Origin of the sequence: Methylobacterium sp. GXS13, assembly GCF_001455965.1 — a bacterium.
Classification (GTDB): Bacteria; Pseudomonadota; Alphaproteobacteria; order Rhizobiales; family Beijerinckiaceae; genus Methylobacterium.
In genome coordinates this window covers 15,029-38,527 of sequence record NZ_LKKO01000017.1, presented here as the reverse complement: position 1 = coordinate 38,527, position 23,499 = coordinate 15,029, and the positions used below count along the sequence as shown (strand labels likewise).

The window sequence follows — 23,499 nt, the reverse complement described above, 5'->3', positions numbered from 1 at the left end:
GGTGCCTCGCGACGAGGCGCCGTAGAACGGGACGGCATTACGGAGGCGACCGGCGCGCGGGGGCGCGCCGCGACGCGAGCGGCACGAGGCCGCCGCCCGCTCCGCTGAGCCCCCCGATCCACGGAAGATGCGAAGAGAGTTCGGGACGCCGCGATTGTGCCGCGGCCACCGGCGCTGATCGCACGATGCCCGACAAGGCCGCTGAGGTCGCTCGAACGAACCGGCGCGGGTCCGCCCGCGCGCAACAGATTTTTTGGAGGAAACAACATGGCCGCAACCCGGCGCCCCGGTCGCAATCACCTCTTCATCCCGGGTCCCACGAACATCCCGGATCGCGTCCTGCGCGCGATGCATGTGCCGTCCGAGGATCACCGCTCGCCGAGCTTCCCCGAGCTGACGAAGCCGCTGTTCCAGGACGCCAAGATGGTGTTCGGCTCGACCCACGGCACGATCATCCTGTTCCCGTCCTCGGGCACCGGCATCTGGGAATCTGCCCTGTCCAACACCCTGTGCCGCGGCGATACGGTGCTCACCGCCCGTTACGGCCAGTTCAGCCACCTCTGGGTCGATATGGCCCAGCGCCTCGGCCTCGAGGTGATGGTGCAGGACGAGGAGTGGGGCACCGGCGCCGATCCGCAGAAGATCGAGGAGGCTCTCCGGGCCGATAAGGATCACACGATCAAGGCCGTGATGGTGGTCCACAACGAGACCGCCACGGGTGTCACCAGCGATATCGGTGCGGTCCGTAAGGCGCTCGACGCTGCCGGTCACCCGGCGCTGCTGTTCGTGGACGGCATCTCGTCGATCGGCTCGCTGCCGTTCAAGATGGACGAGTGGGGCGTCGATTGCGCCATCGCGGGTTCGCAGAAGGGCTTCATGCTGCCGGCCGGCCTCGGCCTGATCTGCATCAGCCCCAAGGCGCTGAAGATCGCCGAAGGCGGCGCCGGCCGGAACGATCGGCTCGGCCATGTCTACTTCGCCTGGAAGGACCAGCTCACCACCAACGCCACGGGCTACTTCCCCTACACGCCGGCGCTCCCGCTGCTCTACGGCCTGCGCGAGGCCCTGGCCATCGTGAAGGAGGAGGGGCTGGAGAACATCTACCACCGCCATCACGTGCTCGCCGAGGCGACCCGTCAGGCTGTCGCGGCCTGGGGCCTCAAGCCCTGCGCCAAGGAGCCGAAGTGGAACTCGGACACGGTCACGGCCATCCTGGTGCCGGAGGGCGTCGACGCCGCCAAGGTCATCACCCACGCCTATGAGCGCTACAACCTGTCCCTCGGCAGCGGTCTGTCCAAGGTCGCCGGCAAGGTGTTCCGCATCGGCCATATCGGTGATCTGAACGAGCTGTCCCTGCTCGGTGCCATCGCGGGCGCCGAGATGGCGCTGCTGGATTGCGGCGTGAAGGTCACACCGGGCTCCGGCGTCGCCGCCGCCTCCAGCTACCTGCGCGAGAATCCGCTTCATAAGGCGTGATCCATGCACGTTGCCGGGGCGGGGCCGGGTTGCCGGCCCCGCCCCGGCGCGCAAGTAAGAACAAGAATCCCGAGGAAACCGCCCGTCGTCCGAGAGGGGATCTATGACCAAGAAGATCGTATTCCTGGATCGCGAGTCGCTCGATGCGACGGTCCGGCCGTTCAACTTCCCGCATGAATACGTCGAACACGATTCGACCTGGACGCCGGAGGATACGGTCGCGCGGCTCAAGGGAGCCGAGATCGCGCTGATCAACAAGGTCCCGATGCGGGCCGAGACCCTGAAGCAGCTTCCCGACCTGAAGCTTATCGCGGTGGCCGCCACCGGCACCGACGTGGTCGACAAGGCCCAGGCAAAGGCGCAGGGCATCACGGTCGTCAACATCCGCAATTACGCGTTCAACACCGTGCCCGAGCACGTGGTCGGCCTGATGTTCGCCCTGCGCCGGGCGATCGTGCCTTACGCAAACTCCGTGAAGCGGGGCGACTGGGCGAAGTCCAAGCAGTTCTGCTACTTCGACTACCCGATCTACGACATCGCCGGCTCGACGCTCGGCATCGTCGGCTACGGGGCCCTCGGCAAGTCGATCGGCAAGCGCGCCGAGGCGCTGGGCATGAAGGTCCTGGCCTATGACGTCTTCCCGCAGGACGGGCTGGTCGATTTCGAGACGATCCTGACGCAGTCCGACGTGATCACGCTGCACGTGCCGTTGACCCCCGAGACCAAGGGGCTGATCGGCGCCGCTGAGCTCAAGCGGATGAAGAAGAGCGCCATCCTGATCAACACGGCCCGGGGCGGGCTGGTGGACGAGGCGGCCCTCCTGGCCGCGCTGAAGGACGGCACCATCGCGGGCGCGGGCTTCGACGTCGTGGCGCAGGAGCCGCCGAAAGACGGCAATATCCTGTGCGAGGCCGACCTGCCGAACCTGATCGTGACGCCGCACGTCGCCTGGGCCAGCAAGGAGGCGATGCAGATCCTCGCCGACCAGCTTGTCGACAACGTCGAGGCGTTCGTCGCCGGCAAGCCGCAGAACGTGGTGGAGTAGGGCTTGGCCTCTCCCTCCCCGCTTTACGGGGGAGGGTGGCCCCCGAAAGGGGGGCGGGAGAGGGGAGCGACGGTGCAGAAGCGGGCTGCGCCCCTCATGCCGGTCGCGCCCTTTGCTAAACCCGGGCTCCCGTCTCCCGACCCCTGCTGACGCAGGGGCCACCCTCCCCTGCAGAGGGGGGAGGGAGACGCGCGGAGCCGGTTTCTGACATTTAGGTCGTCCGCTCCCCTCGAGATTGGGAACGGATCGAGAAGACATCACGACGGCGCCTCACAGGCGCGACGGATAAGGTCCAAAAAGCATGACAAAGAAGCTGCTGTTCCTGTTCGACACCGATGCGATGCCGAACGTGTTCGACACGGTGGTCGGCTATGACGGCGGTGCTGACCACATCACCGGCTACGGCGGTGTGACGCCCGACAATGTCGGCGCTTTGGTCGATGGCACGATCTACACCCGCGGCGGTTCCGAGAAGAAGTCGACGGCGATCTTCGTCGGCGGCGGCAGTATGGCGGCGGGTGAGGAACTCTTCACCGCAGTCAAGAAGCGGTTCTTCGGCCCGTTCCGGGTCTCATGCATGCTCGATTCCAACGGCTCGAACACCACGGCGGCTGCGGGCGTCGCACTGGTGGCAAAGGCTGCGGGTTCGCTTCAGGGCAAGAGCGCCGTCGTTCTCGCCGGCACCGGCCCGGTGGGCATGCGCTCCGCGGCGCTGCTGGCCGGCGAGGGTGCGGACGTGACCATCGCGGGCCGCGCTCTGGACAAGACCCAGGCTGCCGCCGACGCGATCAACAAGCGCTTCAAGGTCTCGGTCAAGGCCGCTGCGACGCCGGACGAGGCCTCACGCGTCGCCCTGGTGAAGGGCAAGAACCTCATCTTCACGGCCGGCGCCATCGGGGTCGAATTGCTGCCGGAGGCCGCCTGGGCACAGGATCCGGCCGTCGAGATCGTCGCCGACTACAACGCCCAGCCCCCGACCGGGATCGGCGGCATCGACGTCATGGACAAGGGCAAGGACCGCAACGGCAAGAAGGCGTTCGGCGCGCTCGGCATCGGCGGCCTGAAGCTCAAGCTGCACCGGGCCTGCGTCGGCCAGCTCTTCGAGAGCACCGAGCAGGTGCTCGATGCCGAGGAGATCTACGCCCTGGCGAAAAAGATGGCCTGAGAGGAGGTGCCGGTGACCGACACGGTCCCCCCCGAAACCGACAGCATCGATAAGTTCCTGACGGAGCTGGCGAGCGCCGCGCCGACCCCCGGCGGCGGCGGTGCTGCGGCGATCTCCGGCGCCATGGGCGCGGCCCTCGTGTCGATGGTCTGCAACCTGACCATCGGCAAGAAGAAGTACGTCGAGGTCGAGGCCGAGCTGAAGGATGTGCTCGCCCGGTCCGAGGGCCTGCGGGTCGTGCTCACCGGCATGATCGGCGAGGACGTCCAGGCCTTCGACGCCGTGATGGGCGCCTATGGCCTGCCCAAGGGCACCGACGACGAGAAGGCTTCCCGCGCTACGGCGATCCAGGCGGCGCTGAAGACGGCGACCGACGTGCCGCTGTCCTGCTGCCGGGCCTGCCGCACGGTGATCGATCTCGCTGCGATCACCGCCGAGAAGGGCAATCTCAACGTCGTCTCCGATGCCGGGGTGGCGGTGCTCTCGGCCTATGCCGGCCTGCGCAGCGCGGCGCTCAACGTCTACGTCAACGCCAAGGGGATCGAGGACCGGGAGTTCGCCGACGAGCGGCTTCAGGAGCTCGAGGGCCTGCTGGCCGAGGCCGGCGCGCTTACCGAGAAGGTCTACGCCGTCGTGAAGGCCAAGGTGAACTGAGGCGTGCCGCATCCGCCGCGGCGGGCACAAATGGATCGATAGTCGAGGCCGGGAGCATCATGCTCCCGGTCTCGTTGTTTTTCTGCAATGCTGCATCGCAATAGTGGGTTCGAATTCTGCTGCACCCGCGAAAAAGCCGACCTGAACCGGTGGATCAAAAAATTTGACGGGCGTAATCTTCATACTCAACTAAAGTAGAGAGAGTCGAACGGCGGCAACGACCGCGGAGGAGGCGCCGAATGGACGTCCACGAGTACCAAGCCAAGGAGCTGCTGGCGAGCTTCGGTGTGGCGGTTCCGAAGGGCGCCATCGCGTTCAGTCCGGACCAAGCGGTCTATGCCGCCACCGAACTCGGCGGCTCATTCTGGGCCGTGAAGGCGCAGATCCATGCCGGCGCCCGCGGCAAGGCCGGCGGGATCAAGCTGTGCCGGACCTACAACGAGGTCCGCGACGCCGCCAAGGAGCTGCTGGGCAAGCGCCTCGTCACTCTGCAGACCGGCCCCGAGGGCAAGCCGGTCCAGCGGGTCTATGTCGAGACCGCCGACCCGTTCGAGCGCGAACTATACCTCGGCTACGTGCTGGACCGGAAGGCCGAGCGCGTGCGCGTCATCGCCAGCCAGCGCGGCGGCATGGATATCGAGGAGATCGCCGCCAACGAGCCGGAGGCGCTGATCCAAGTCGTCGTCGAGCCGGCGGTGGGCCTGCAGCAGTTCCAGGCCCGGGAGATCGCCTTCCAGCTCGGCCTGAACATCAAGCAGGTCTCGGCCGCGGTGAAGACCATCATGAACGCCTACCGGGCGTTCCGCGATTGCGACGGCACGATGCTGGAGATCAACCCGCTGGTCGTCACCAAGGACGACCGGGTGCTGGCCCTCGATGCCAAGATGAGCTTCGACGACAACGCGATGTTCCGGCGGCCGGGCATCGCCGACATGCACGACCCGTCGCAGGGTGATCCCCGCGAGGCCCAGGCCGCCGAGCACAACCTCAGCTATATCGGGCTCGAGGGTGAGATCGGCTGCATCGTCAACGGCGCCGGGCTGGCCATGGCGACCATGGACATGATCAAGCACGCGGGCGGTGAGCCGGCGAACTTTCTGGACGTGGGCGGAGGTGCCTCGCCCGAACGGGTCGCCACGGCGTTCCGGCTGGTGCTCTCGGACCGCAACGTCAAGGCGATCCTGGTCAATATCTTCGCCGGCATTAACCGCTGCGACTGGGTCGCCGAGGGCGTGATCCAGGCCGCCCGGGAGGTGAAGATCGACGTGCCCCTGGTGGTGCGCTTGGCCGGCACGAATGTCGAGGCCGGCCAAAAAATCCTGGCCGAGAGCGGCCTCGACCTGATCACCGCCGACACCCTGTCGGACGCGGCGCGCAAGGCGGTCGACGCCTGCGACGCCGCCAAGAAGAACCGCTGAGGGGAAACCACGCCATGAGCATCCTCATCGACGAGACCACCCCGATCATCGTCCAGGGCATTACGGGCGACAAGGGCACCTTCCACGCCAAGGAGATGCTCGACTACGGCACCAACGTGGTCGGCGGCGTCACGCCGGGCAAGGGCGGTCGCACTCACCTTGGCCTGCCGGTGTTCAACACCGTCAAGGAGGCGGTCGCCGCCACCGGTGCCACCACGTCGATCACCTTCGTGGCGCCGCCTTTCGCGGCCGACGCCATCATGGAGGCGGCCGATGCCGGCCTGCGGCTGGTCTGCTCGATCACCGACGGCATCCCGGCCCAGGACATGATGCGGGTGAAGCGCTACCTGATGCGCTACCCGCGGGATCGCCGCACGATGGTGGTCGGCCCGAACTGCGCCGGCATCATCTCCCCCGGCAAGGCGATGCTCGGCATCATGCCCGGCCACATCTACCTCAAAGGCAATGTCGGGGTCATCTCGCGCTCCGGGACCCTGGGCTACGAGGCCGCCTCGCAGCTCAAGGAGCTCGGTCTCGGGATCTCGACCTCGGTCGGCATCGGCGGCGACCCGATCAACGGCTCGTCGTTCCTCGACCATCTCGCGCTGTTCGAGACCGATCCGGACACCGACGCGGTGCTGATGATCGGTGAGATCGGCGGCCCGCAGGAGGCCGAGGCCTCGGCCTGGATCCGGGACAACATGTCGAAGCCGGTGATCGGCTTCGTGGCCGGGCTCACGGCTCCGAAGGGGCGCCGGATGGGCCATGCCGGGGCGATCATCTCGGCGGCCGGCGACAGCGCCGCGGAGAAGGCCGAGATCATGCGCTCCTACGGCCTCACCGTGGCGCCCGATCCCGGCTCGTTCGGCCAGACCGTGGCCGACGTGCTCGCCCGGGCGGCTTGAAATCTTCCCTCCCCCTTGCGGGGAGGGACCGAGGGTGGGCGTGGTGCAGAAGGGACCGGATCGCTGGATCCTGCGCCACCCCCACCCCTACCCCTCCCCGCAAGGGGGAGGGGAGCGCACCGCGCTCAAGGTGGCTCCATGACCCGTACCCTTCACGCATCCCCCGGCCTCGCCGAGGCCAGCGCCTTCGCGCCGCCGGTGATCACCGGCACGTCGGCCGAGCAGGCCCTGGACATCCTGTTCCAGGCTCTGCTCGACGTCGCGCGGCGGCACGACCCGGATCTCGAGGCGGTGCTGCATGGCACGGCCGACATCTCCCGCTTCTCGCCGGAGATGCTGGCGCGCGCCCTCCAGGTGCAGGGCATCTGGTTCCACCTCATCTCGATCGCCGAGCAGAACGCGGCCATGCGCCGGCGCCGCCACGTCGAGCGCACCGAGGGGCGGGCCGCGTTAAGCGGATCGTTCGCGAAGGTGTTCGCCGACGCCCGCGCCAAGGGGATCCAGCCGGCGCAGATCCAGGCGCTGCTCTCCGACCTGCGCATTCGGCCGACGCTGACCGCACACCCGACCGAGGGCAAGCGGGTGACCGTGCTGGAGAAGTTCCGGCGGATCTACCTGGTGCTGCGCGAGCTGGAGATGCCGCGCTGGACCGACCGCGAGCGCAACGGGCTCATGAACGAGCTGCGCGACCAGATCGAGCTGGTCTGGATGACCGGCGAGCTGCACCTGGAGAAGGCCACCGTCGAGCGGGAGGTCGCCTGGGGGCTGCACTTCTTCGACGAGACCCTGTTCGAGATGCTGCCCGAGACCATGGACACGCTCGAAGAGTCCCTGGCCGAGGCCTATCCCGGCACGCCGTTCAAGGTGCCGCCGTTCTTCCAATTCGGCTCGTGGATCGGCGGTGACCGGGACGGAAATCCCTACGTCACGGCCGCGGTCACCCGGCAGGCCCTGCACCGCAACGCGCTCGCCTCGCTCAACCGCTACCGGGACGGCGTGCGCGAGCTCGGCCGGACGCTCTCGCTCACCGAGCGCTCGCTGCCGCTGCCGGAGACGTTCCGCCAGGAACTCGACCGGCAGCTCGCGGAGAGCGGGCAGGCCCGGGCCATCGCCCGGCGCAATCCCGGCGAGCCGTACCGCCAGTATCTCACCTGCGTCCTGCGCAAGCTCGACGCGACCATCGCCCGCAACGAGGGCCAGCACCCGTCCGGCCCCGATTACGCCAGCGCCGATGGCCTGATCGAGGACCTGCGCACCCTTGAGCGTGGTCTGGAGGATGCGAAGTGCGGCGCGCTCGGCCGCGATCTGGTCCGACCGGTCCGGCGCATGGTCGAGATCTTCCGCTTCTCCACGGTCCGGCTCGACCTGCGCGAGAACACCACCCGGACCACCGAGACGCTCCAGGCGCTCTGGCGCCAGCGCAATGGCGAGGGCGAGCCCCCGGCGCTCGGCTCGGCGGCGTGGCGGCACTGGCTCGACGCCGAGCTGGTCCGGCCCCGGGATCCGGAACGCTCCTTCGAGAACCTCCCCGACGCCGCCCGCGAGACGCTGGCGACCTTCGCGCTGGTTGCCGAGATGCGCGAGACCCTCGACCGGGAGGCGTTCGGCGCCTTCGTCCTGTCGATGACCCGCTCGGTGGAGGATGTCCTCGGCGCCTACCTGCTCGCCAAGGAGGCCGGCGTGTTCCTCGACGCGGCCGGCCCCGACATCCGCCCGGAGATCTGCCCCCTGGCGATCGTGCCGCTGTTCGAGACGATCGACGACCTGCGGGCCGCCCCGGCCATCATGCGCGAGCTCCTGAGCGTGCCGGTGGTGCGCCGCTCGACCCGCTGGCAGGGCGGGGTGCAGGAGGTGATGATTGGCTATTCCGACTCCAACAAGGATGGCGGCTTCGTCGCCGCCAACTGGGAGCTGTACAAGGCGCAGAGCAAGCTGACCCGGCTCGGCCAGGAGCTCGGCGTCGGCATCGCGTTCTTCCACGGGCGCGGCGGTTCGGTGAGCCGGGGCGGCGTGCCGACCCACCGGGGCATCATGGCCCAGCCGCCGGGCTCGATCCGCGGGCGGTTCCGCACCACCGAGCAGGGCGAGGTCGTCTCCTTCAAATACGCCAACCGCGGCACCGCCGCCTACCAGATGGAGCTGCTCGCCGCCTCGGTGTTCGAGCACGCCCTGGCGGGCGACGGCGAGCGGGCTAGCGTCGGCCACGACGACGCCCTGGAGGCGCTCGCCGGCGCCTCGCGGGCCGCCTATGTCCGGCTGCTCCAGACCGACGGCCTGGTCGATTATTTCCAGTCGGCGAGCCCGCTGGACGAGATCGCGCTCCTGAACATCGGCCACCGCCCGGCCGGCCGGTTCGGCGCCCGCTCGCTCTCGGATCTTCGGGCGATCCCCTGGGTGTTCGCCTGGTCGCAGAACCGGCACGTGATCACCGGCTGGTACGGCGTCGGCTCGGGGCTGGCGAGCTTCCTCGACGTGCGCGGCCGAGATGGTGAGGCGACCCTGAAGCGCCTGTTCCAGGAATCCCGCGTGTTCCGCCTCGTTCTCGACGAGGTCGAGAAGACCCTGATGATGGTCGATCTCGACATCGCCCGGGCCTATGCGGGCCTCGTCCCGGACGCGGGCATCCGGGACCGGATCTTCTCGATGATCGAGGCCGAGTACGCGCTGACCCGCGAAATGGTGCTGCGGGTGAGTGGCGGAACCGACCTCGCCGAGCGCTTCCCGCTGTTCCGCGACCGTCTGAAGGGCCGGCTGTCGACCATCAATCAGGTCGGCCGCGAGCAGGTCGAGCTGCTGGCCCGCTACCGCGCGGAGACCGACGAGGACCGGCGCGAGGCGGTGAAATCGGCTCTGCTGCTGTCGATCAACTGCATCGCGGTCGGCTTCGGCTCGACCGGGTGAGGCGCGGCGCCCTGTCGGTGCCCCGCATCTGACCCATCTTGTTCCCGGAGGGCGATCCCCACGCACCCCGGCGGCATCAGAACCGTTACCAGGAGAGAGAAACACCCATGAGCTTCACCCTGATCCAGCAGGCCAAGCCGCGCCTGCATCGCTCCGAACTCGCCGTTCCGGGTTCCAACCCGACCTTCATGGAGAAGTCGGCGTCTTCTGCTGCCGACGTGATCTTCCTCGACCTCGAGGACGCGGTCGCTCCCGACGACAAGGAGAAGGCCCGCACCAACATCATCCAGGCGTTGAACGACCTGGATTGGGGCAACAAGACCATGATGATCCGCATCAACGGTCTCGACACCCACTACATGTACCGCGACGTGGTCGACATCGTCGAAGCCTGTCCGCGGCTCGACATGGTTCTGATCCCCAAGGTCGGCGTCCCGGCCGACGTCTACGCGATCGACGTGCTGGTCACCCAGATCGAGCAGGCCAAGAAGCGTGAGAAGCAGATCGGCTTCGAGGTGCTGATCGAGACCGCCCTCGGCATGGCCAATGTCGAGGCGATCGCCCAGTCGTCGAAGCGCCTGGAGGCGATGTCCTTCGGCGTGGCCGACTACGCCGCCTCGACCCGCGCCCGCTCGACGGTGATCGGCGGCGTGAACCCGGACTTCTCGGTGCTCACCGACAAGGACGAGGCCGGCAATCGCCAGACCCATTGGCAGGATCCGTGGCTGTTCGCCCAGAACCGCATGCTGGTGGCCTGCCGCGCCTACGGCCTGCGCCCGATCGACGGCCCGTTCGGCGACTTCTCGGATCCGGACGGCTACCGCTCGGCGGCCAAGCGCTGCGCGGCGCTCGGCTTCGAGGGCAAGTGGGCGATCCATCCCTCGCAGATCGATCTCGCCAACGAGGTGTTCACACCGTCCGAGGCCGAGGTCACCAAGGCCCGTCGCATCCTGGAGGCCATGCAGGAGGCCGCCAAGGCCGGTCGCGGCGCCGTTTCCCTCGACGGCCGCCTGATCGACATCGCGTCGATCCGCATGGCCGAGGCGCTGATCGAGAAGGCCAACGCCATGAAGGCGTGAGGGGGCTCGCTCTCCCTGCGGGGCGGGCGGCCCAAATGTGCGTCGCGGCCGGGATCACCGGCCGCGACGCAATCGCTTTAGAACGGACGTGCGTCCGGCAGGCGCGCCGCAGTCATCTCGGCCGGAGTCGGATCGCGGTGGATTACGATACCGTTCGACCGATCCGACGCGATCAGGCCGAGGCGAGCGAACCCGTCGAGCCATCCATCCATCGGCCAGAAGCCGTGGCGTGCGTGGAAACGGGCGGCGTTGGCGACGATATCGCGGAAATGTTGGAGCGGCGGGTCGTAGCTCGCATGGTGCTGGTGGTAGGCCCGTGGGCCGCCGAGGAACAGGATCGGCACGCCGGCTGTGTCCGCCCGGAACGCCAGGTCGGTATCCTCGGCCCCGTAGCCGGAGAAGGACTCGTCGAAGCCGCCGATCCGGTCGTAGGTCGCGGCCCGCACCGCGAAGGCGAGGGACCAGAACAGGCCGGGCTGCGGCGCCGGGGCCACCAAGCCGGGGGGCGGGAAGGCACGCACCGGGTGCGGATGTCCGAGCTGGTCGAGCATGGCCTCCTCCCAGCCATCCTGGACGGCGCCCGCCGGCAGGTAGCCGATCTCGCAACAGATCAGGGCGTCATGCTCGGCCACCGCCCGCGACAGGCCCGCGACCAGTCCGTAGGACGGTATGCAATCGACATCGAGGAAGACGAGCGTGTCGGTCCGGGCCGCCTGGCGCCCGGCATTGCGCGCCGCCGCAAGAGGCAGGCCGTCCCGCGGGAACGGGACGCGCGCGATCGGGAAGGACAGGTCCGGCAGCGGGGTGTCGTCCCCGCCGATCTCGACGACGATGCAGGCGTCGGGGGGCGTGCCGCGCTCCAGCCCTTCTAGCAGCCGCGCGAGATGGGGGCCACGACCCTTGTTGAGGGTGATGACCGTGGTGCTCACCGGGACGCTCCAGCGCGCAGCACGTCGAGCCGATACTTGTCGGTCCGGTCCTGGTGCATCAGGCCCGCGAACGAGGCGGCCTGCGCAATGAAGCTCTCGGCAGCTTGGTCGCCCGATTGCGGATAGTCGGTCTCGCCGATCCAGTGGACCAGTACCAGATCGCCGCCGGGTTCGATCGCGCCGCCGACGCGCCGGACCACCTCGGCAAGATCGCGCGGGTCCAGGAAGTACAGGAATTCGGACAGCACGATCAGGTCGAACAGACCCTCCGGCCAGTTCGCCGGAACGGCGCCCTGGCGGATCTCGACCGTTGGTTGGTCGGCGTTGCGGGCTCGGGCGGCCTCCACGGCGGCCGGGATCAGGTCGCTCGCCAGCAGGCGGTCGCAGCGCTCGGACAGGGCGCGGGTGAACACCCCGATCGCGCAGGCCGGCTCGAAGGCGGCGCGGTAGCGCGGCCGCGGCAGGCAGGCCAGTGTCGCCGCGTACTTGTCGCGCTCGTACGTCGAGGTTGTGAATTGCCAGGGATCCGTATCGCTGGCGTAGATACCGGCGAAGTAATCGCTCGGGAGAGTCTCCGTCGCTCGGCTCATGTGTGGATCCTGACGAAGCGCTCGTAGGGGCCGCAGAGCCGGTCGATCATCGCGGGCTCCAGCCGAAATCCCGTGGGATCGTCCGAGATCAGATCGGTGGTCTGCGATTCGTGTGCCGCGACCGCCCGGGCCTTGGCCGCGCGGTAGGCGGAGACGTCGAGCCGCAGGCCGTCCGGGGCGGGCCCGACTTCGGTCTCGGGCGGCAGGGTCCAGCCCCAGACCGGGTATTCGTAGATCATCACGCCCGGCATCTGCGGCCGGGCCAGGCCGACGATGGCGGCCGATGCCCTGTGGTCGCAATGCGGATCGTACCGCCAGGTCACGAAGACGGCGCCGGCCTCGCATGCGCTGGCGGCCTGAACGACAGCATGGGCGGCCGCTTCCGCCTCGGGGCCGGCGCTCGGCACATGCGCATCGGGCAGACGCAGGAAGATCACGGATTCCGCAGCCAGGCCGAGGATCGATACGGCCCGGAGCGTCTCAGCTTCCCGCAGGGCGCGCAGCTTATCCGACGGGTACAGCTGGGAATGGGTGTGCGAGCCGCAACCGTCGCTGACCACCACCAGGCGTACGTCCCGCTCGGCGGCGCGGGCCGCCGCGATCAGGCCGCCGCAGCCCAGGCTCTCGTCGTCAGGATGCGGCGCCACCACCACGACGCCGCCCCGTTCCACCAGGGTGCCGAGATCCGCCTCGGGCAGCGCGTCGGCAGCCGCCAGGAAGGTATCGGCCCGCATCAGCGTGCCCCCGTCCAGGCTTGCGCGCCGGCGCAGATCGAGCGGTTGTGGAGAAGGGTCACGGATCGCTCCTGGAACGACGGGCAGATCGAGCCTCCCGGATATCGGCTCCGGCGGCTGAACGCGTCATGACCGAGGCCGTCCGACAGAGGCCCTACCGATCGTTCTCGGTCGTCAGGGCACCGAGCCGGACGCCCTCGTCGGCCTTGGACCCAGCAGCCAGGTGGACGCCGGAATTGGGTGCATCGTCGAACGCCGCGCCCGCGGTGCAGAGGGCGCTGCGCAGGGCTTCGATCTGCCCGCTCGGCGGGTCGCCGTAGCCGCTCTCGAAGTCGCGCACGAATTGCTCGTCGAGGCCGACCTTTCCGGCAAGGTCCGCCTCGGACCATCCGAGCAGTCCCCGTGCCGCCCGCGACTGTGCTGGGCTCATCGCGGGCGCACCCGCACCGGCCTGGCCGCCCTCGTCCGATCCTGCCACGTTGTCCTCCATCCCGTGCAATCATCGACAACGATATCCGCCGCGGATCGTTTCCGGGCGCCCGACAATGTGCCGCGACCATAATTGTGCTGAATTTCAATCGCATCCGCGGGGGCGTATGGGTTCGGGGCGGCCGCGACGCACGAATCGTGGGCGTCGGGCCGGTATCTGCCGTAGGCGGTGCATCCCCCGGATGGACGATGAGCTGAGCGCCGTGCGCGCGCGTTTGAGGGGCAGAACGATGAGAGCGGTGCTGATCGCCACCTTGGCCTGTGCCGTGTTGGCCGTGGACCTGACCGCAGCGACGCAGGCCCAGGCCCAGATGGGCGGCGCGCCCACGGGCTTCGGCCGCGGCAACCGCCGCCCCGGCGGCGAAGAAGAGAAGAAGCCGCAATACGTGCCGGGCACGAAGGCGAGCGAGAAGATCTTCCCGCTCGACTCGACCTGGACGGCCGTGAGCCTCAACGGCAAGCCGTTCACGGGGGGCGACCGGCCGAGCTTCATCATCGACAAGCAGTACCGCGCTCGCGGCTACGGCGGCTGCAACACTTTCGCGGCGACCGCCTTCCCGCTGAAGGATCAGCACCTCGCGGTCGGTCCGCTCGCCCTCACGAAGAAGAGCTGCGACAAGGGCCTCGCGGCCTCAGAGCAAGCCTTCTTCGTCGCCCTGCGCACAGCAGCCGTGTGGGATCTCGTCGGTTCCCAACTCGTGCTGAAGAGCCCGAATGGCGAGCTGAAGTTCGACCGGGCGCTCTGAGACCTGCTCCGGCGCACCGGCCCCTGCTTTAAGGACGGGTTCACCACGCCACGCGAACCCGTCTGCGGATTCAGACGCTCTTGAGGGCCGCCGGCCTTTTCTCCTCGGGCATCGAGGAGGCGCTGATGGCCATCGGAATCGATTTCGGGCGCGGAGAACCTTTGCGCCCCAGTGTATCGTGGCCGTCACGCTTCACGGCGCCGCCTGCGTTTCATGCTCTCGCACTCTGGCTCGCCGCCGCCGTGCCGGCCGCAGCAACGCTGCTGCTGATCGCGCGGCTGGCCGGCTGACGATCAGGCGGCGGATGGCGACACGCTCACTCCGAATCGGGCGCGTCCCGATCCTCGTCTTCGTCGGACGACACGGTCCGGTCGGTGGAATCGTGACCGTGGGACAGCACCGGCGGAAACAGCGCCGCCAGTCCGACAGCGACCCCGTACAGAATAGGATCGGCGTTCAAGCCCATAGGGGGCGGGTTCAGATCGTCTTTGATCATCTTCATAGCTTCCGGTCTCGCGCCAGTGCGAGCAACGGTCCGCAATGAGGTGCTTGCTTTTGAGCCGTTGGAGCATGTTCAATGCTGCGCCCCGCGTTTTGTTGCCGCAGGACGGAGGCTTTTTTCTCACATAGATCTATCGATCCGTCGCCGAGGCTGCGTCGGATCATGCCGTGGCCTCAGCTCCGCCGCCGGAGGACCGGCCCGGGCACCGCGCCCGGGATTCGGCAGGCGGCCGGCACCACGCTCAGGATCACAGCGCTCGGGCAGCGCGCCCGGCAGGTTTCGGCCGCTTCGATCTGATCGCCCCCGCAGGTAGCCGCAAAGCAGAAGGTTGCCAGATCCTCACAGGTGGCCCGAAAGCCCGCGGGCCGGACGCCCTCGTGCCAATCCGCCGCCGCGGCCGCTTGCGCCAGTAGCAGGCCCGCGAGGCCGATCGTTGCCGTGATCCGTTTCACGCCTGCGCCTCGCATCCGATCGAGCGGGCAGCCTAGCATTGGCAGGCGGGACGGACCTGTGCCATTCCGGCGACAGGCGATGCCCATCGTCGGCCTCGATGCCGACGGATCAGCCTCCGGGACGGAAGCCAGCCATGCCGCTCTACGCCCTCGACGACCACGCGCCGCAGCTTGCCGATCCCACCCGGGTCTGGATCGCCCCGGACGCCCAGGTGATCGGCCAAATCTATCTTGGCCTCGATGTCGGCATCTGGTTCGGCGCAGCTTTGCGCGGCGACAACGAGCCGATCCGGATCGGTGACCGCACCAACGTGCAGGAAGGCGTGATCATGCATGTCGATCCCGGCTTTCCGCTGGTGATCGGTACCGACGTTACGGTGGGCCACGGCGCCATCGTCCATGGCTGCACGATCGGTGATGGCAGTCTCGTCGGCATGGGTGCGACGGTGCTGAACGGCGCCAGGGTCGGCCGGGGCTGCCTGATCGGCGCCAACGCGCTGGTCACCGAGGGCAAGGAATTTCCGGATCACAGCCTGATCGTCGGCGCTCCGGCCAAGGCCGTGCGCACCCTCGATGCCGAGGCGGTGGAGGGCCTGCGCCAGGCGGCCCTGCGCTATGTCGAGAACGCCCGTCGCTACAAGGCCGGCCTGCGTCGCATCGACGGATGATTGCGGCAGGCCGCTCCGAGCGGGAGCGGCCTGCGAGGAACGATTACTTCTTGGCCTTCGCCCGCTCGATCGCTTCCTCGATCAGCCGGTGGGCCTCTTCCTTGTCGCCCCAGCGGACGAACTTCACCCACTTCCCGGGCTCCAGATCCTTGTAGTGCTCGAAGAAGTGCTGGATCTGCTGGATCGTGATGTCGGGCAGGTCGGTGTAGTTCTCGACCCGATCGTAGCGCTTGGTCAGGTGGCGCGAGGGCACCGCGATGACCTTCTCGTCCTCGCCGCCCTCGTCCTGCATCACCATCACGCCGACGGGGCGCGCGCTGATGATCGCGCCGGGCAGCACCGCGCGGGTGTTGGCCACCAGCACGTCGCAGGGATCGCCGTCGCCCGACAGGGTATGCGGGATGAAGCCGTAGTTCCCGGGGTAGAACATCGGCGTATAGAGGAACCGGTCGACGACCAGCGCGCCGGATTCCTTGTCCATCTCGTACTTGATCGGTTCGCCGCCGAGCGGCACCTCGATAATGACGTTGACGTCGTGCGGGGGCTTCTTGCCGAGCGGGATGGCGTCGATGTTCATGGCGTATCGCTTCCGGGATGCGGTCTGCACCGCTTCCCGGACCTCTTAGATGCCTGGCCGGGCGATGCAAATCAGTATCGGCGCGAGGCCGGCGACGAGTCCCAAGAAACGTTAGCTGAACAGGTATCCGACCTTGGGAAGCGCCACCCCCGCGACCCGGTCCAGCACCCGCGGTCCGGCTTTGCCGCCGAGACCCTCGTAGAACGCGCCGGCACGGGCGTTGTCCTCCAGGCTCCAGACGCCGAGCTGGGTGAGGCCGTGGTCGGCGAGGTCGTTGCGGACCGCCTTGAACAGGCGGCGTCCGAGGCCGACGCCCTGATATTCCGGCAGCAGGTAGAGCTCGTCGATCTCCGCCTCGGTGCCGAGCGCCCGGCTGCGGGTGCGCCCGTAGGCGGCGTAGCCGACCACCCGCTCCCCGGTCTCGACCAGGGCAATCGGGCGGCCGCGGCGCAGGGCGCTGCGCCACCAGGCCCGGTCGCGACCCGCGATCAGCCGCTCCAGAGCCACCCCGGGGATGATGCCGCGATAGGCCTCGCGCCACGACGCATCGAACACCGTCGACAGGCTGCCGAGATCGGCTTCGCGAGCCCGGCGGATGCTCGTGGTGCGCGTGCTCATGGGCTTCCGGCCTCCCCCGTCGACCGTCGGATAACCCGTGCGGCCCGCCCAGGTTCGATCCCGATCCAGGCAGAGTGGAGGCAAGATCGGCGCCGGTTTTTTGGGACCTCTCCGTTGGTCGGCGGTACAGCGGCCTGGCTGCCGGTTCGATAGGCGAATTGCCGGGCTTCCGGGGGGCTGTTAGAGCCGGCTCCCGATTCCGCGGCAGCCCCGATCGTGTTCAACCGCTTCCTCAAGCCCGAGACGCGCTACGCGCGCCGCATGGCCCGGATCGCCCGCTTCGAGCGGCCGATCGCCGGCCCCGGCGACCGGCTGAAGGCCTGGGCGAACATGCTGCTGATCGATCACGGCGTGTTCCGGTTGGCTTACCTCAACCGCCACCGGGTCGGCTCGGGTCGGCTCTGGCGCTCGGCCCAGCCCGGGCCGCACCAGCTCGCGCGCTTCCGGGCCGAGGGTGTGCGCACCATCATCTCCCTGCGCGGCGGGCGCGAGCACGGCTCCTGGCCGCTGCAGCGGGAGGCTTGCGAGCGCCATGGGCTCACCCTGGTCGAGTTCGTGTTGCGCTCCCGGGAGGCCCCGGACCGGGAGACCCTGTTGCGCGCCAAGGACTTCTTCGCTGGCATCCAGTACCCGGCGGTAATGCACTGCAAGTCGGGCGCCGACCGGGCCGGGCTCGCCTCGGCCCTCTACCTGATCCTGCACGAGAACCGCCCGGTGGCCGAGGCCGCCCGCCAGCTCTCGGCCCGCTACGGCCATCTTCGCTTCGCCAAGACCGGCATCCTCGACGCCTTCTTCGCGCGCTACCGCGCGGAGGGCGAGGCCAAGGGCATCGATTTCCTGACCTGGGTCGAGACGATCTACGACCCGGAGGCGCTCAAGCGGGATTTTCGGCCAGGGTTCTGGTCGGATTTCGCGGCCGACAGGGTGTTGCGGCGGGAGTGATTTTTGCTACCGCCGCTTCTCCTGCGCCGTCACGTAGCTCTTGAGCACCGCGTTGATCCGAGACTGATAACCCTTTCCGGCGCTCCGGAAATGCCGCAGCACGTCCGCGTCGAGGCGCAGCGTGATCTGTTGCTTCGTCGCGACGGACGCCGGCGAGGCCTCGTCCCAGAAACCCGGCGGAATCAGGCCGGCATCGGGATCTGCAGCGGCGCGTCGCTCGATCTCGGCATCGTCCAGGGCCTTGAAGGCCGGGCTCAACGGGTCCGCCGCGGGCATGTCAGCAAAGCCTTCATACCGGACGGTCGCTGCCCGCTCTCGAACGCGCTTCGGCGTAGACTTTCCTGTCATGGCGGCTCGCCTTCCATGCCGAGATGATGCGGATGGCGCCGTCACGTTGAACATACACCACCCGCAACACCGCCCCGTCGTACAGGCCCAAGCGGATGAACCGGCGTTCGCCATAGTCGCGTCGCAGGTCTTCGCGCGTCAGCCGAAAGCCGCGGAAGATCTCGGCAGCCTGTCGGAATCCGATCAGATGCTTGGCCTGATTGGCTGCATCCTTCTCGGTATCCCATTGAAAGCCCAGGGCGAAGCGTAGTTACGGATTGTCGTTACCGCAAGGTGCGATGACAGGCCTGAACTGCGAAGCCCGCTACTCCGCCGCCGGCCGCGCGGCCTCGCGGAACGGATGGGCCGGGTAGGTCCCGACCACCCTGAGTTCGCGGGAGAAATAGCCGAGTTCGTCCAGCGCCCGGGCGAGGCCCGGATCCTCGGGATGGCCGTCCACCTCCGCGTAGAACTGCGTGGCGGTGAACTCGCCGTCCATCATGTAGCTCTCGAGCTTGGACATGTTGACGCCGTTGGTCGCGAAGCCGCCGAGCGCCTTGTAGAGGGCCGCCGGGATGTTGCGGACCCGGAACACGAAGCTGGTCACGCACGGGCCGCTGCCGGGCTCCACCGGCGCGGGCTCGGGGGAGAACACCACGAAGCGGGTGGTGTTGTGCGCCTCATCCTCGACGTCACGCTCTAGGATGTCGAGGCCGTAGACCTCGGCGGCCAAAGCGGGCGCTAGGGCCGCCCGGCTCGGGTCGCCGATCTCCGCGACCTCGCGCGCCGCCCCGGCGGTGTCGCCGGCGACCACGGCCTTCACGCCCAGCCGACGGACGATCCGCCGGCACTGGCCGAGCGCATGGACGTGGCTGTGCACGGTGCGCACGGTCTCCAGGGCGGTGCCCGGCAGGACCATCAGCTGGAAATGGATCGGCAGGAAGTGCTCGGCCACGATGTGCAGGGGCGAGGTCGGGATCAGGTGGTGGATATCGGCCACCCGGCCCGCGATCGAGTTCTCGATCGGAATCATCGCCCGCTGAGCCCGACCTTCCGTGACCGCCGCGAAGGCGTCCTCGAAGGTGGCGCAGGGCAGGGGCGTCCAATCCGGAAACGCCTCGGCGCAGATGATGTGCGAGTTGGCCCCGGGCTCACCCTGGTACGAGATGGTGCGGTCTGTCATCGGGAATGCGGTTCAGTTCAGGCGGCGGGCCTGGAGCAGGGCGCGGGCGCGCTCCAGGTCGGCGGGGGTGTCGACGCCGAGCGGTAGGTCGTCGACGATGACGGCATCGATGCGCATGCCGGCCTCCAGCGCGCGCAGCTGCTCGAGCTTCTCCCGGGTCTCCAATTCCCCCGGGGGCAGGGCGACGAAGCGGGTGAGCGCCGTGCGGCGATAGGCATAGAGGCCGATATGGTGCCAGAGCGGACCCTCGCCCCAGGGGGCGCGGGCGCGGGTGAAGTAGAGCGCACGCAGGCGGCCCGGGCCCACCTGATGGCCCACGAGCTTGACCACGTTGGGATTGTCGGCCTCGTGGGCGTCGCTGATCGGCGCGCACAGCGTGACGATGTCGACCGTCCTGTCGGAAAGCGGGCCGATCGAGGCGCCGATGATCGCCGGGTCGATGGTCGGCAAGTCGCCCTGCACGTTGACCACGACATCGTGGCGCCCCTCCGGATCGACGGTGTCCAGCGCCTCGGCGAGGCGGTCCGAGCCGGACGGGTGGTCGGCCCGGGTCATCACCGCGATGCCGCCGGCGGCCTCGACGACTTGGGCGATCTCGGCCGTGTCGGTCGCCACCACCACGGGGCCGATCCCGGCCTCCATGGCCCGGCGCCAGACATGGACGATCATCGCTTCGCCGGCGATCTCGGCCAGCGGCTTGTTCGGCAGGCGCGTCGCGGCAAGGCGGGCCGGGATCAGCACGAGGGGATCGGACATGAGGGGCTCGGACCAGAGGCAGAGGCGTCCGCCAGCAAAGCGCGGCTGCTTAACAGGCCTTCCCGCCGTTGTCGTCCCTCGGGCGCCACGGGCGCCGCATCGCGCAAACCGGAAAAATGATGCCATCGGGTGACAAGCTGGGCGATTTGCCTCGACCCTTTCGGCCCGCGACAGTGCGGATCCCGGGTGCGGCATTGTCAAGATCGTGCCGAAACGGCTAAGCACCCTTGAAATCTTCCAAGGTCCCGCGTCCCAGCCAGCCGGCGTCGGGCGGGGGCAGATCGAGAGAAGAGCATGAACTCGTTCGAGGTGAACAAGGTCCTCGGCGCCGTCCTCGGCGCCCTGTTGTTCGCGGCCGGATCGGGTTTCGTCGCCGAGCTGATCTACCATCCCAAACCCGCCGGCAAAGCCGGGTACGATCTGCCCGAGCCGGAGCCGCAAACCGCCGCCGCGGCCCCGGAGGCGAAGGTCGAGCCGATCGCCGTGCGGCTCGCCAGCGCCAACGTCGAGAAGGGCGAGGGCGGCACAAAGGCCTGCCGGGCCTGCCACAATTTCGAGAAGGGCGGTCCGAACAAGGTCGGCCCGGATCTATACGGCGTCGTCGAGCGGCCGAAGGGCGGCCATGCCGGCTTCGAGTACTCCGCGGCCCTGAAGGGCAAGGGCGGCACCTGGACTTACGACGACCTGGACGCCTTCCTGACCAGCCCGAAGGGCTACGCCCCCGGTACCAAGATGGCGTATGCCGGCATCACCTCGCCGCAGGAGCGGGCCAACGTCATCGCCTACCTGCGCACGAACGCCGACACCCCCAAGCCGCTGCCCGCCGTCGAGAAGACCGAGGCGAAGCCGGAGGCCGCGCCCGCCGCCGCCAAGCCCGAGGACAAGCCCGCGGCTGCGTCCGAGGAAAAACCCTCCGCCTCCAAGCCGGCCGCCGGCAAGGGGTCTGAGGGCAAGGACAGCCCGGCCAAACCTGCCGATACCAGCACGGCCAAGCCGGTCGAGGAGAAGTCGGCCGGTAGTCCGCGGGCGCCGAGCGAGTCGAGCGACCGCAACGCCCCGACCCCGCCGGCCGGTGCCCATGACGGCGACCAGCAGGGCACGCCGTCCAGCCTGATCCCGGCCGAACCGACGGCCCCGTCCGCCCCGGCCGCCAAGGAGCCGGCGGCCCAGGCCAATCCGGAGGCGGTGGACCGGGCCAGGAACCTCGAGGTCGATGGCCCGACCAAGGATCTGAACGCACCGCTGCCGACCCCGAAGGAGTAGGGGCGGGGGAACTGGTCGGGTTCAGGCCCGACCTTTGCCTTGAGGCGGCCGCGACCCGATGTCAGCCCGGGTCAGACACCGCGAAGGAATCCTCTTGCCCGATCGAAGTCCCGACCCGGCGGGGCGCCGAGCGCCCCTGCCGTTGCTGGTCGCCGTGACCATGACCGGCACGGTGGCGCTGCACATCTTCGTGCCCGCGCTCGCCACCGCCGCCGCGGATCTCGGCACCACGACGGCCGCCGCGCAGCTCACCATCACGGTCTATCTGGTCGGGCTCGCGGGCGGTCAGCTTCTCTACGGCCCGCTCTCGGACCGGTTCGGCAGACGGCCGATCCTGATCGGCGGGCTGGGTCTCTACCTGGCCGGGCTGCTGCTGGCGATCCCGGCCCAGAATATCGGCGTGCTGCTGGTGGCGCGGGTTCTGCAATCGCTCGGGGCCTGCGGCTCCCTGGTGATCGGCCGGGCCATGGTGCGGGACGTCTCCACCCGAGAGGACGCGGCCAGGAAGCTCGCGATCCTCACCACCGCGATGACGCTCACGCCGGCCCTGGCACCGGCGATCGGCGGGGTGGTGAACGAGGCGTTCGGCTGGCGCGCCGTGTTCGTGGTGCTCGCCGGGATCGTCGCTTTGCTCGGCGCCGTGGTGGTGTTCACCCTGCCGGAGACCAACCGGCACAAGGTGGCACTGCCCGGCTTCGGGGCGATCCTGGCGGGCTATGTGCGGCTCGTGAAGGTGCCGGTGTTCCGCGCCTACCTGGTCGCGGGAGCCTGCGGCGGAACCAGCCTCTACGCCTTTCTGGCGGTGGCGCCGTTCCTGCTCGTCGACCGGCTCGGGCGCTCATCGCAGGAGGTGGGGTTCGATTGCCTGATCGTGGTGTTCGGCATGGTCGGGGGCGCGGTAATGGCGAGCCGTCTCGCGAGCCGGGTGCCTATCCGGCAGGCGGCGCGCAGCGGCAATCTTCTCTGCATAGCGTCAGCCCTGGCGTTGTTGCTGGTCGACCGGACCGGAATGCTCGGCGTCGTCAGCCTGATCGTGCCGCTGTTTGCTTACGCGGTCGGGGTCGGCCTGCTCAGCCCCAACGCGGTGGCCGGTCTGATGAACGTCGATCCGCACGCGGCGGGCTCGGCCTCCAGCCTCTACGGCTTCACGCAAATGACCTTCGGGGCTTTGTTCACGGTTGCGGCCTCGGCTTGGCCTGCGACGTCGGCGACCCCCGTGGCCCTGGCGCTGCTCACGGCCGGCTTGATCGCGGCCCTGGCGCTGCGACGGGCGTGATCCGCTCGTGCCGCGCCAGATCGCCCTCGTGCTGCGCGGATGACAGGTTCCGTGCGATCTCTTTGCCGACGATGTGCAGCAGAACCCGGCTCAGCATCTTCATCTGAGGTGTGCCGTGTTCGGTGATGACGGCATGGGCGGCAATACATGCATCTGCTACAGCATCCAGATCAGAGGCCCGATTCATTGCAAATCCAATTTGTAAGATGTTCAAGGGCGGGTTCTCGAATGTAAAAAATTTACATTCAGATCTCTATCTCTTGAATTATTGTATTTTAATTACGGTTTTGCAACCCGATCTACAGTGATAAGATGCATTCGTCGCCGCTGCGACGGGATTTATTGATCGAGACTCCGAAATGGATATGAAGACCCCGAACGCCTTGAATGCGCTGGCACCCGCTCGGACGTCGGGTTGGCTCAATGATCTGGCGGCGGTGCTCGGCTGTTCGACGGATCTCTTCTTCGAAGCCCCCGATGGACCTTCGGTCGGGCACACCGCTCAGCTTCTGCAGATGTGGCTCGCGATCCGAGCCCCCGAGGATCGAAGAGCGGTGTTCGCGTGCGTCCAAGAGATTTTGAAGGCACAAGCCCACGATTCCGCCCGCAGATAGACCGCACCAAATCCAACGTTTGTTATTTATTTGGTCGGCGGTGAGCGATGTTGGAAAGCGTATTTTGTAAAACTTGTACGCTCTTTCCGTAACACTTGCAGGTCTTGCGAAAAACACCACTTGATGCTGATCGCCGGCCACAATTCGGGCGCTGGTGATTGAGGGACGCTCTGTGCTCTTGCCCGTCGCA

Annotated in this window: 27 protein-coding genes; 15 read left to right on the top strand and 12 right to left on the bottom strand. The window is 68.2% G+C overall.

Going from position 1 to position 23,499, the window contains the following annotated elements:
* The first annotated feature begins 267 nt into the window (after window positions 1-267).
* The 8 genes from AO398_RS04765 (at window position 268) to AO398_RS04730 (ending at window position 10,643) form a co-directional block, all read left to right on the top strand.
* Complete coding sequence (locus AO398_RS04765) at window positions 268-1,476, top strand: aminotransferase class V-fold PLP-dependent enzyme (RefSeq protein ID WP_058190882.1); 1,209 nt, start codon at window positions 268-270, stop codon at window positions 1,474-1,476.
* Window positions 1,477-1,579: 103 nt separating this feature from the next.
* Window positions 1,580-2,521, top strand: a complete 942-nt coding sequence (locus tag AO398_RS04760; RefSeq protein WP_058190881.1) for a D-2-hydroxyacid dehydrogenase — start codon at window positions 1,580-1,582, stop codon at window positions 2,519-2,521.
* 301 nt (window positions 2,522-2,822) lie between these two features.
* Window positions 2,823-3,686 carry an NADP-dependent methylenetetrahydromethanopterin/methylenetetrahydrofolate dehydrogenase gene (locus AO398_RS04755; RefSeq protein ID WP_058190880.1) on the top strand — a complete coding sequence of 288 codons (864 nt, stop codon included), beginning with the start codon at window positions 2,823-2,825 and terminating at the stop codon, window positions 3,684-3,686.
* 12 nt (window positions 3,687-3,698) lie between these two features.
* On the top strand, window positions 3,699-4,340 hold the full coding sequence (fchA, locus tag AO398_RS04750) for a methenyltetrahydrofolate cyclohydrolase (RefSeq protein ID WP_058190939.1): 642 nt from the start codon (window positions 3,699-3,701) through the stop codon (window positions 4,338-4,340).
* A gap of 239 nt (window positions 4,341-4,579) precedes the next feature.
* On the top strand, window positions 4,580-5,758 hold the full coding sequence (locus tag AO398_RS04745) for a malate--CoA ligase subunit beta (RefSeq protein ID WP_007559571.1): 1,179 nt from the start codon (window positions 4,580-4,582) through the stop codon (window positions 5,756-5,758).
* A gap of 14 nt (window positions 5,759-5,772) precedes the next feature.
* On the top strand, window positions 5,773-6,663 hold the full coding sequence (gene sucD / locus AO398_RS04740) for a succinate--CoA ligase subunit alpha (protein ID WP_007559569.1): 891 nt from the start codon (window positions 5,773-5,775) through the stop codon (window positions 6,661-6,663).
* 138 nt (window positions 6,664-6,801) lie between these two features.
* A complete protein-coding gene (locus AO398_RS04735) occupies window positions 6,802-9,564 on the top strand; it encodes a phosphoenolpyruvate carboxylase (protein WP_058190879.1) in 2,763 nt (920 codons plus the stop codon).
* Window positions 9,565-9,671: 107 nt separating this feature from the next.
* Complete coding sequence (locus tag AO398_RS04730; protein WP_058190878.1) at window positions 9,672-10,643, top strand: CoA ester lyase; 972 nt, start codon at window positions 9,672-9,674, stop codon at window positions 10,641-10,643.
* A 77-nt stretch (window positions 10,644-10,720) separates the two neighbouring features.
* On the opposite strand, the gene AO398_RS04725 is transcribed toward AO398_RS04730, so the two are convergent.
* From AO398_RS04725 to AO398_RS04710, 4 genes are all read right to left on the bottom strand, one after another.
* A complete protein-coding gene (locus tag AO398_RS04725) occupies window positions 10,721-11,572 on the bottom strand; it encodes a galactosyltransferase-related protein (RefSeq protein WP_058190877.1) in 852 nt (283 codons plus the stop codon).
* Window positions 11,569-12,162 (bottom strand): SAM-dependent methyltransferase, encoded by a 594-nt coding sequence (locus AO398_RS04720; protein WP_058190876.1) that lies wholly within the window; start codon window positions 12,160-12,162, stop codon window positions 11,569-11,571. Before AO398_RS04720 ends, AO398_RS04725 begins: the two co-directional genes overlap by 4 nt.
* A complete protein-coding gene (locus AO398_RS04715) occupies window positions 12,159-12,896 on the bottom strand; it encodes a PIG-L family deacetylase (RefSeq protein WP_058190875.1) in 738 nt (245 codons plus the stop codon). The genes AO398_RS04720 and AO398_RS04715 overlap by 4 nt, the downstream gene beginning before the upstream one ends.
* 154 nt (window positions 12,897-13,050) lie before the next feature.
* Window positions 13,051-13,374, bottom strand: coding sequence for a helix-turn-helix domain-containing protein (locus tag AO398_RS04710; protein ID WP_244498664.1), 324 nt, complete (start codon window positions 13,372-13,374; stop codon window positions 13,051-13,053).
* Window positions 13,375-13,615: 241 nt separating this feature from the next.
* Between AO398_RS04710 and AO398_RS04705 the strand changes: the two genes are divergently transcribed.
* Window positions 13,616-14,131, top strand: a complete 516-nt coding sequence (locus AO398_RS04705) for an META domain-containing protein (RefSeq protein WP_058190874.1) — start codon at window positions 13,616-13,618, stop codon at window positions 14,129-14,131.
* An 80-nt stretch (window positions 14,132-14,211) separates the two neighbouring features.
* Window positions 14,212-14,421 carry a hypothetical protein gene (locus tag AO398_RS04700; protein ID WP_058190873.1) on the top strand — a complete coding sequence of 70 codons (210 nt, stop codon included), beginning with the start codon at window positions 14,212-14,214 and terminating at the stop codon, window positions 14,419-14,421.
* A 26-nt stretch (window positions 14,422-14,447) separates the two neighbouring features.
* Here AO398_RS04700 and AO398_RS04695 read toward each other — a convergent pair whose 3' ends face one another.
* The gene (locus AO398_RS04695) at window positions 14,448-14,633 is read right to left on the bottom strand and encodes a hypothetical protein (RefSeq protein WP_058190872.1); all 186 of its coding nucleotides are present in this window, start codon (window positions 14,631-14,633) and stop codon (window positions 14,448-14,450) included.
* A gap of 586 nt (window positions 14,634-15,219) precedes the next feature.
* Here AO398_RS04695 and AO398_RS04685 point away from each other — a divergent pair.
* Complete coding sequence (locus AO398_RS04685) at window positions 15,220-15,753, top strand: gamma carbonic anhydrase family protein (RefSeq protein ID WP_058190870.1); 534 nt, start codon at window positions 15,220-15,222, stop codon at window positions 15,751-15,753.
* Window positions 15,754-15,796: 43 nt separating this feature from the next.
* On the opposite strand, the gene ppa is transcribed toward AO398_RS04685, so the two are convergent.
* Both ppa and AO398_RS04675 read right to left on the bottom strand, forming a co-directional pair.
* Entirely contained in the window at window positions 15,797-16,330 is a 534-nt protein-coding gene (gene ppa, locus AO398_RS04680) for an inorganic diphosphatase (protein WP_007559546.1), read from the bottom strand.
* A 111-nt stretch (window positions 16,331-16,441) separates the two neighbouring features.
* On the bottom strand, window positions 16,442-16,948 hold the full coding sequence (locus tag AO398_RS04675; protein WP_058190869.1) for a GNAT family N-acetyltransferase: 507 nt from the start codon (window positions 16,946-16,948) through the stop codon (window positions 16,442-16,444).
* Window positions 16,949-17,164: 216 nt separating this feature from the next.
* Between AO398_RS04675 and AO398_RS04670 the strand changes: the two genes are divergently transcribed.
* Window positions 17,165-17,890 carry a tyrosine-protein phosphatase gene (locus AO398_RS04670; RefSeq protein WP_058190868.1) on the top strand — a complete coding sequence of 242 codons (726 nt, stop codon included), beginning with the start codon at window positions 17,165-17,167 and terminating at the stop codon, window positions 17,888-17,890.
* A 6-nt stretch (window positions 17,891-17,896) separates the two neighbouring features.
* Here the strand turns inward: AO398_RS04670 and AO398_RS04665 are convergent, their stop codons facing one another.
* The 4 genes from AO398_RS04665 to AO398_RS04650 all read right to left on the bottom strand — a co-directional run bounded on the left by AO398_RS04665 (window position 17,897) and on the right by AO398_RS04650 (window position 20,156).
* Entirely contained in the window at window positions 17,897-18,166 is a 270-nt protein-coding gene (locus AO398_RS04665; RefSeq protein WP_058190867.1) for a BrnA antitoxin family protein, read from the bottom strand.
* A 13-nt stretch (window positions 18,167-18,179) separates the two neighbouring features.
* Window positions 18,180-18,422: a BrnT family toxin gene (locus tag AO398_RS27280; RefSeq protein ID WP_244498671.1), complete on the bottom strand. Its 243-nt coding sequence runs from the start codon at window positions 18,420-18,422 to the stop codon at window positions 18,180-18,182.
* Between the two features lie 120 nt (window positions 18,423-18,542).
* Window positions 18,543-19,400, bottom strand: a complete 858-nt coding sequence (locus AO398_RS04655; RefSeq protein WP_058190865.1) for a prephenate dehydratase — start codon at window positions 19,398-19,400, stop codon at window positions 18,543-18,545.
* Window positions 19,401-19,412: 12 nt separating this feature from the next.
* Window positions 19,413-20,156 (bottom strand): 3-deoxy-manno-octulosonate cytidylyltransferase, encoded by a 744-nt coding sequence (locus AO398_RS04650; RefSeq protein WP_058190864.1) that lies wholly within the window; start codon window positions 20,154-20,156, stop codon window positions 19,413-19,415.
* A 294-nt stretch (window positions 20,157-20,450) separates the two neighbouring features.
* Here AO398_RS04650 and AO398_RS27275 point away from each other — a divergent pair, with 294 nt between their 5' ends.
* Both AO398_RS27275 and AO398_RS04640 read left to right on the top strand, forming a co-directional pair.
* The gene (locus AO398_RS27275) at window positions 20,451-21,419 is read left to right on the top strand and encodes a cytochrome c family protein (protein ID WP_082643124.1); all 969 of its coding nucleotides are present in this window, start codon (window positions 20,451-20,453) and stop codon (window positions 21,417-21,419) included.
* Window positions 21,420-21,513: 94 nt separating this feature from the next.
* Window positions 21,514-22,695 (top strand): multidrug effflux MFS transporter, encoded by a 1,182-nt coding sequence (locus tag AO398_RS04640; RefSeq protein WP_244498663.1) that lies wholly within the window; start codon window positions 21,514-21,516, stop codon window positions 22,693-22,695.
* Here AO398_RS04640 and AO398_RS28100 read toward each other — a convergent pair.
* Complete coding sequence (locus tag AO398_RS28100; protein WP_152997411.1) at window positions 22,652-22,909, bottom strand: hypothetical protein; 258 nt, start codon at window positions 22,907-22,909, stop codon at window positions 22,652-22,654. The genes AO398_RS04640 and AO398_RS28100 overlap by 44 nt on opposite strands.
* 145 nt (window positions 22,910-23,054) lie before the next feature.
* On the opposite strand from AO398_RS28100, the gene AO398_RS04635 reads away from it, so the two are divergent.
* Window positions 23,055-23,309 (top strand): hypothetical protein, encoded by a 255-nt coding sequence (locus AO398_RS04635; RefSeq protein ID WP_058190863.1) that lies wholly within the window; start codon window positions 23,055-23,057, stop codon window positions 23,307-23,309.
* Window positions 23,310-23,499 lie beyond the last annotated feature (190 nt).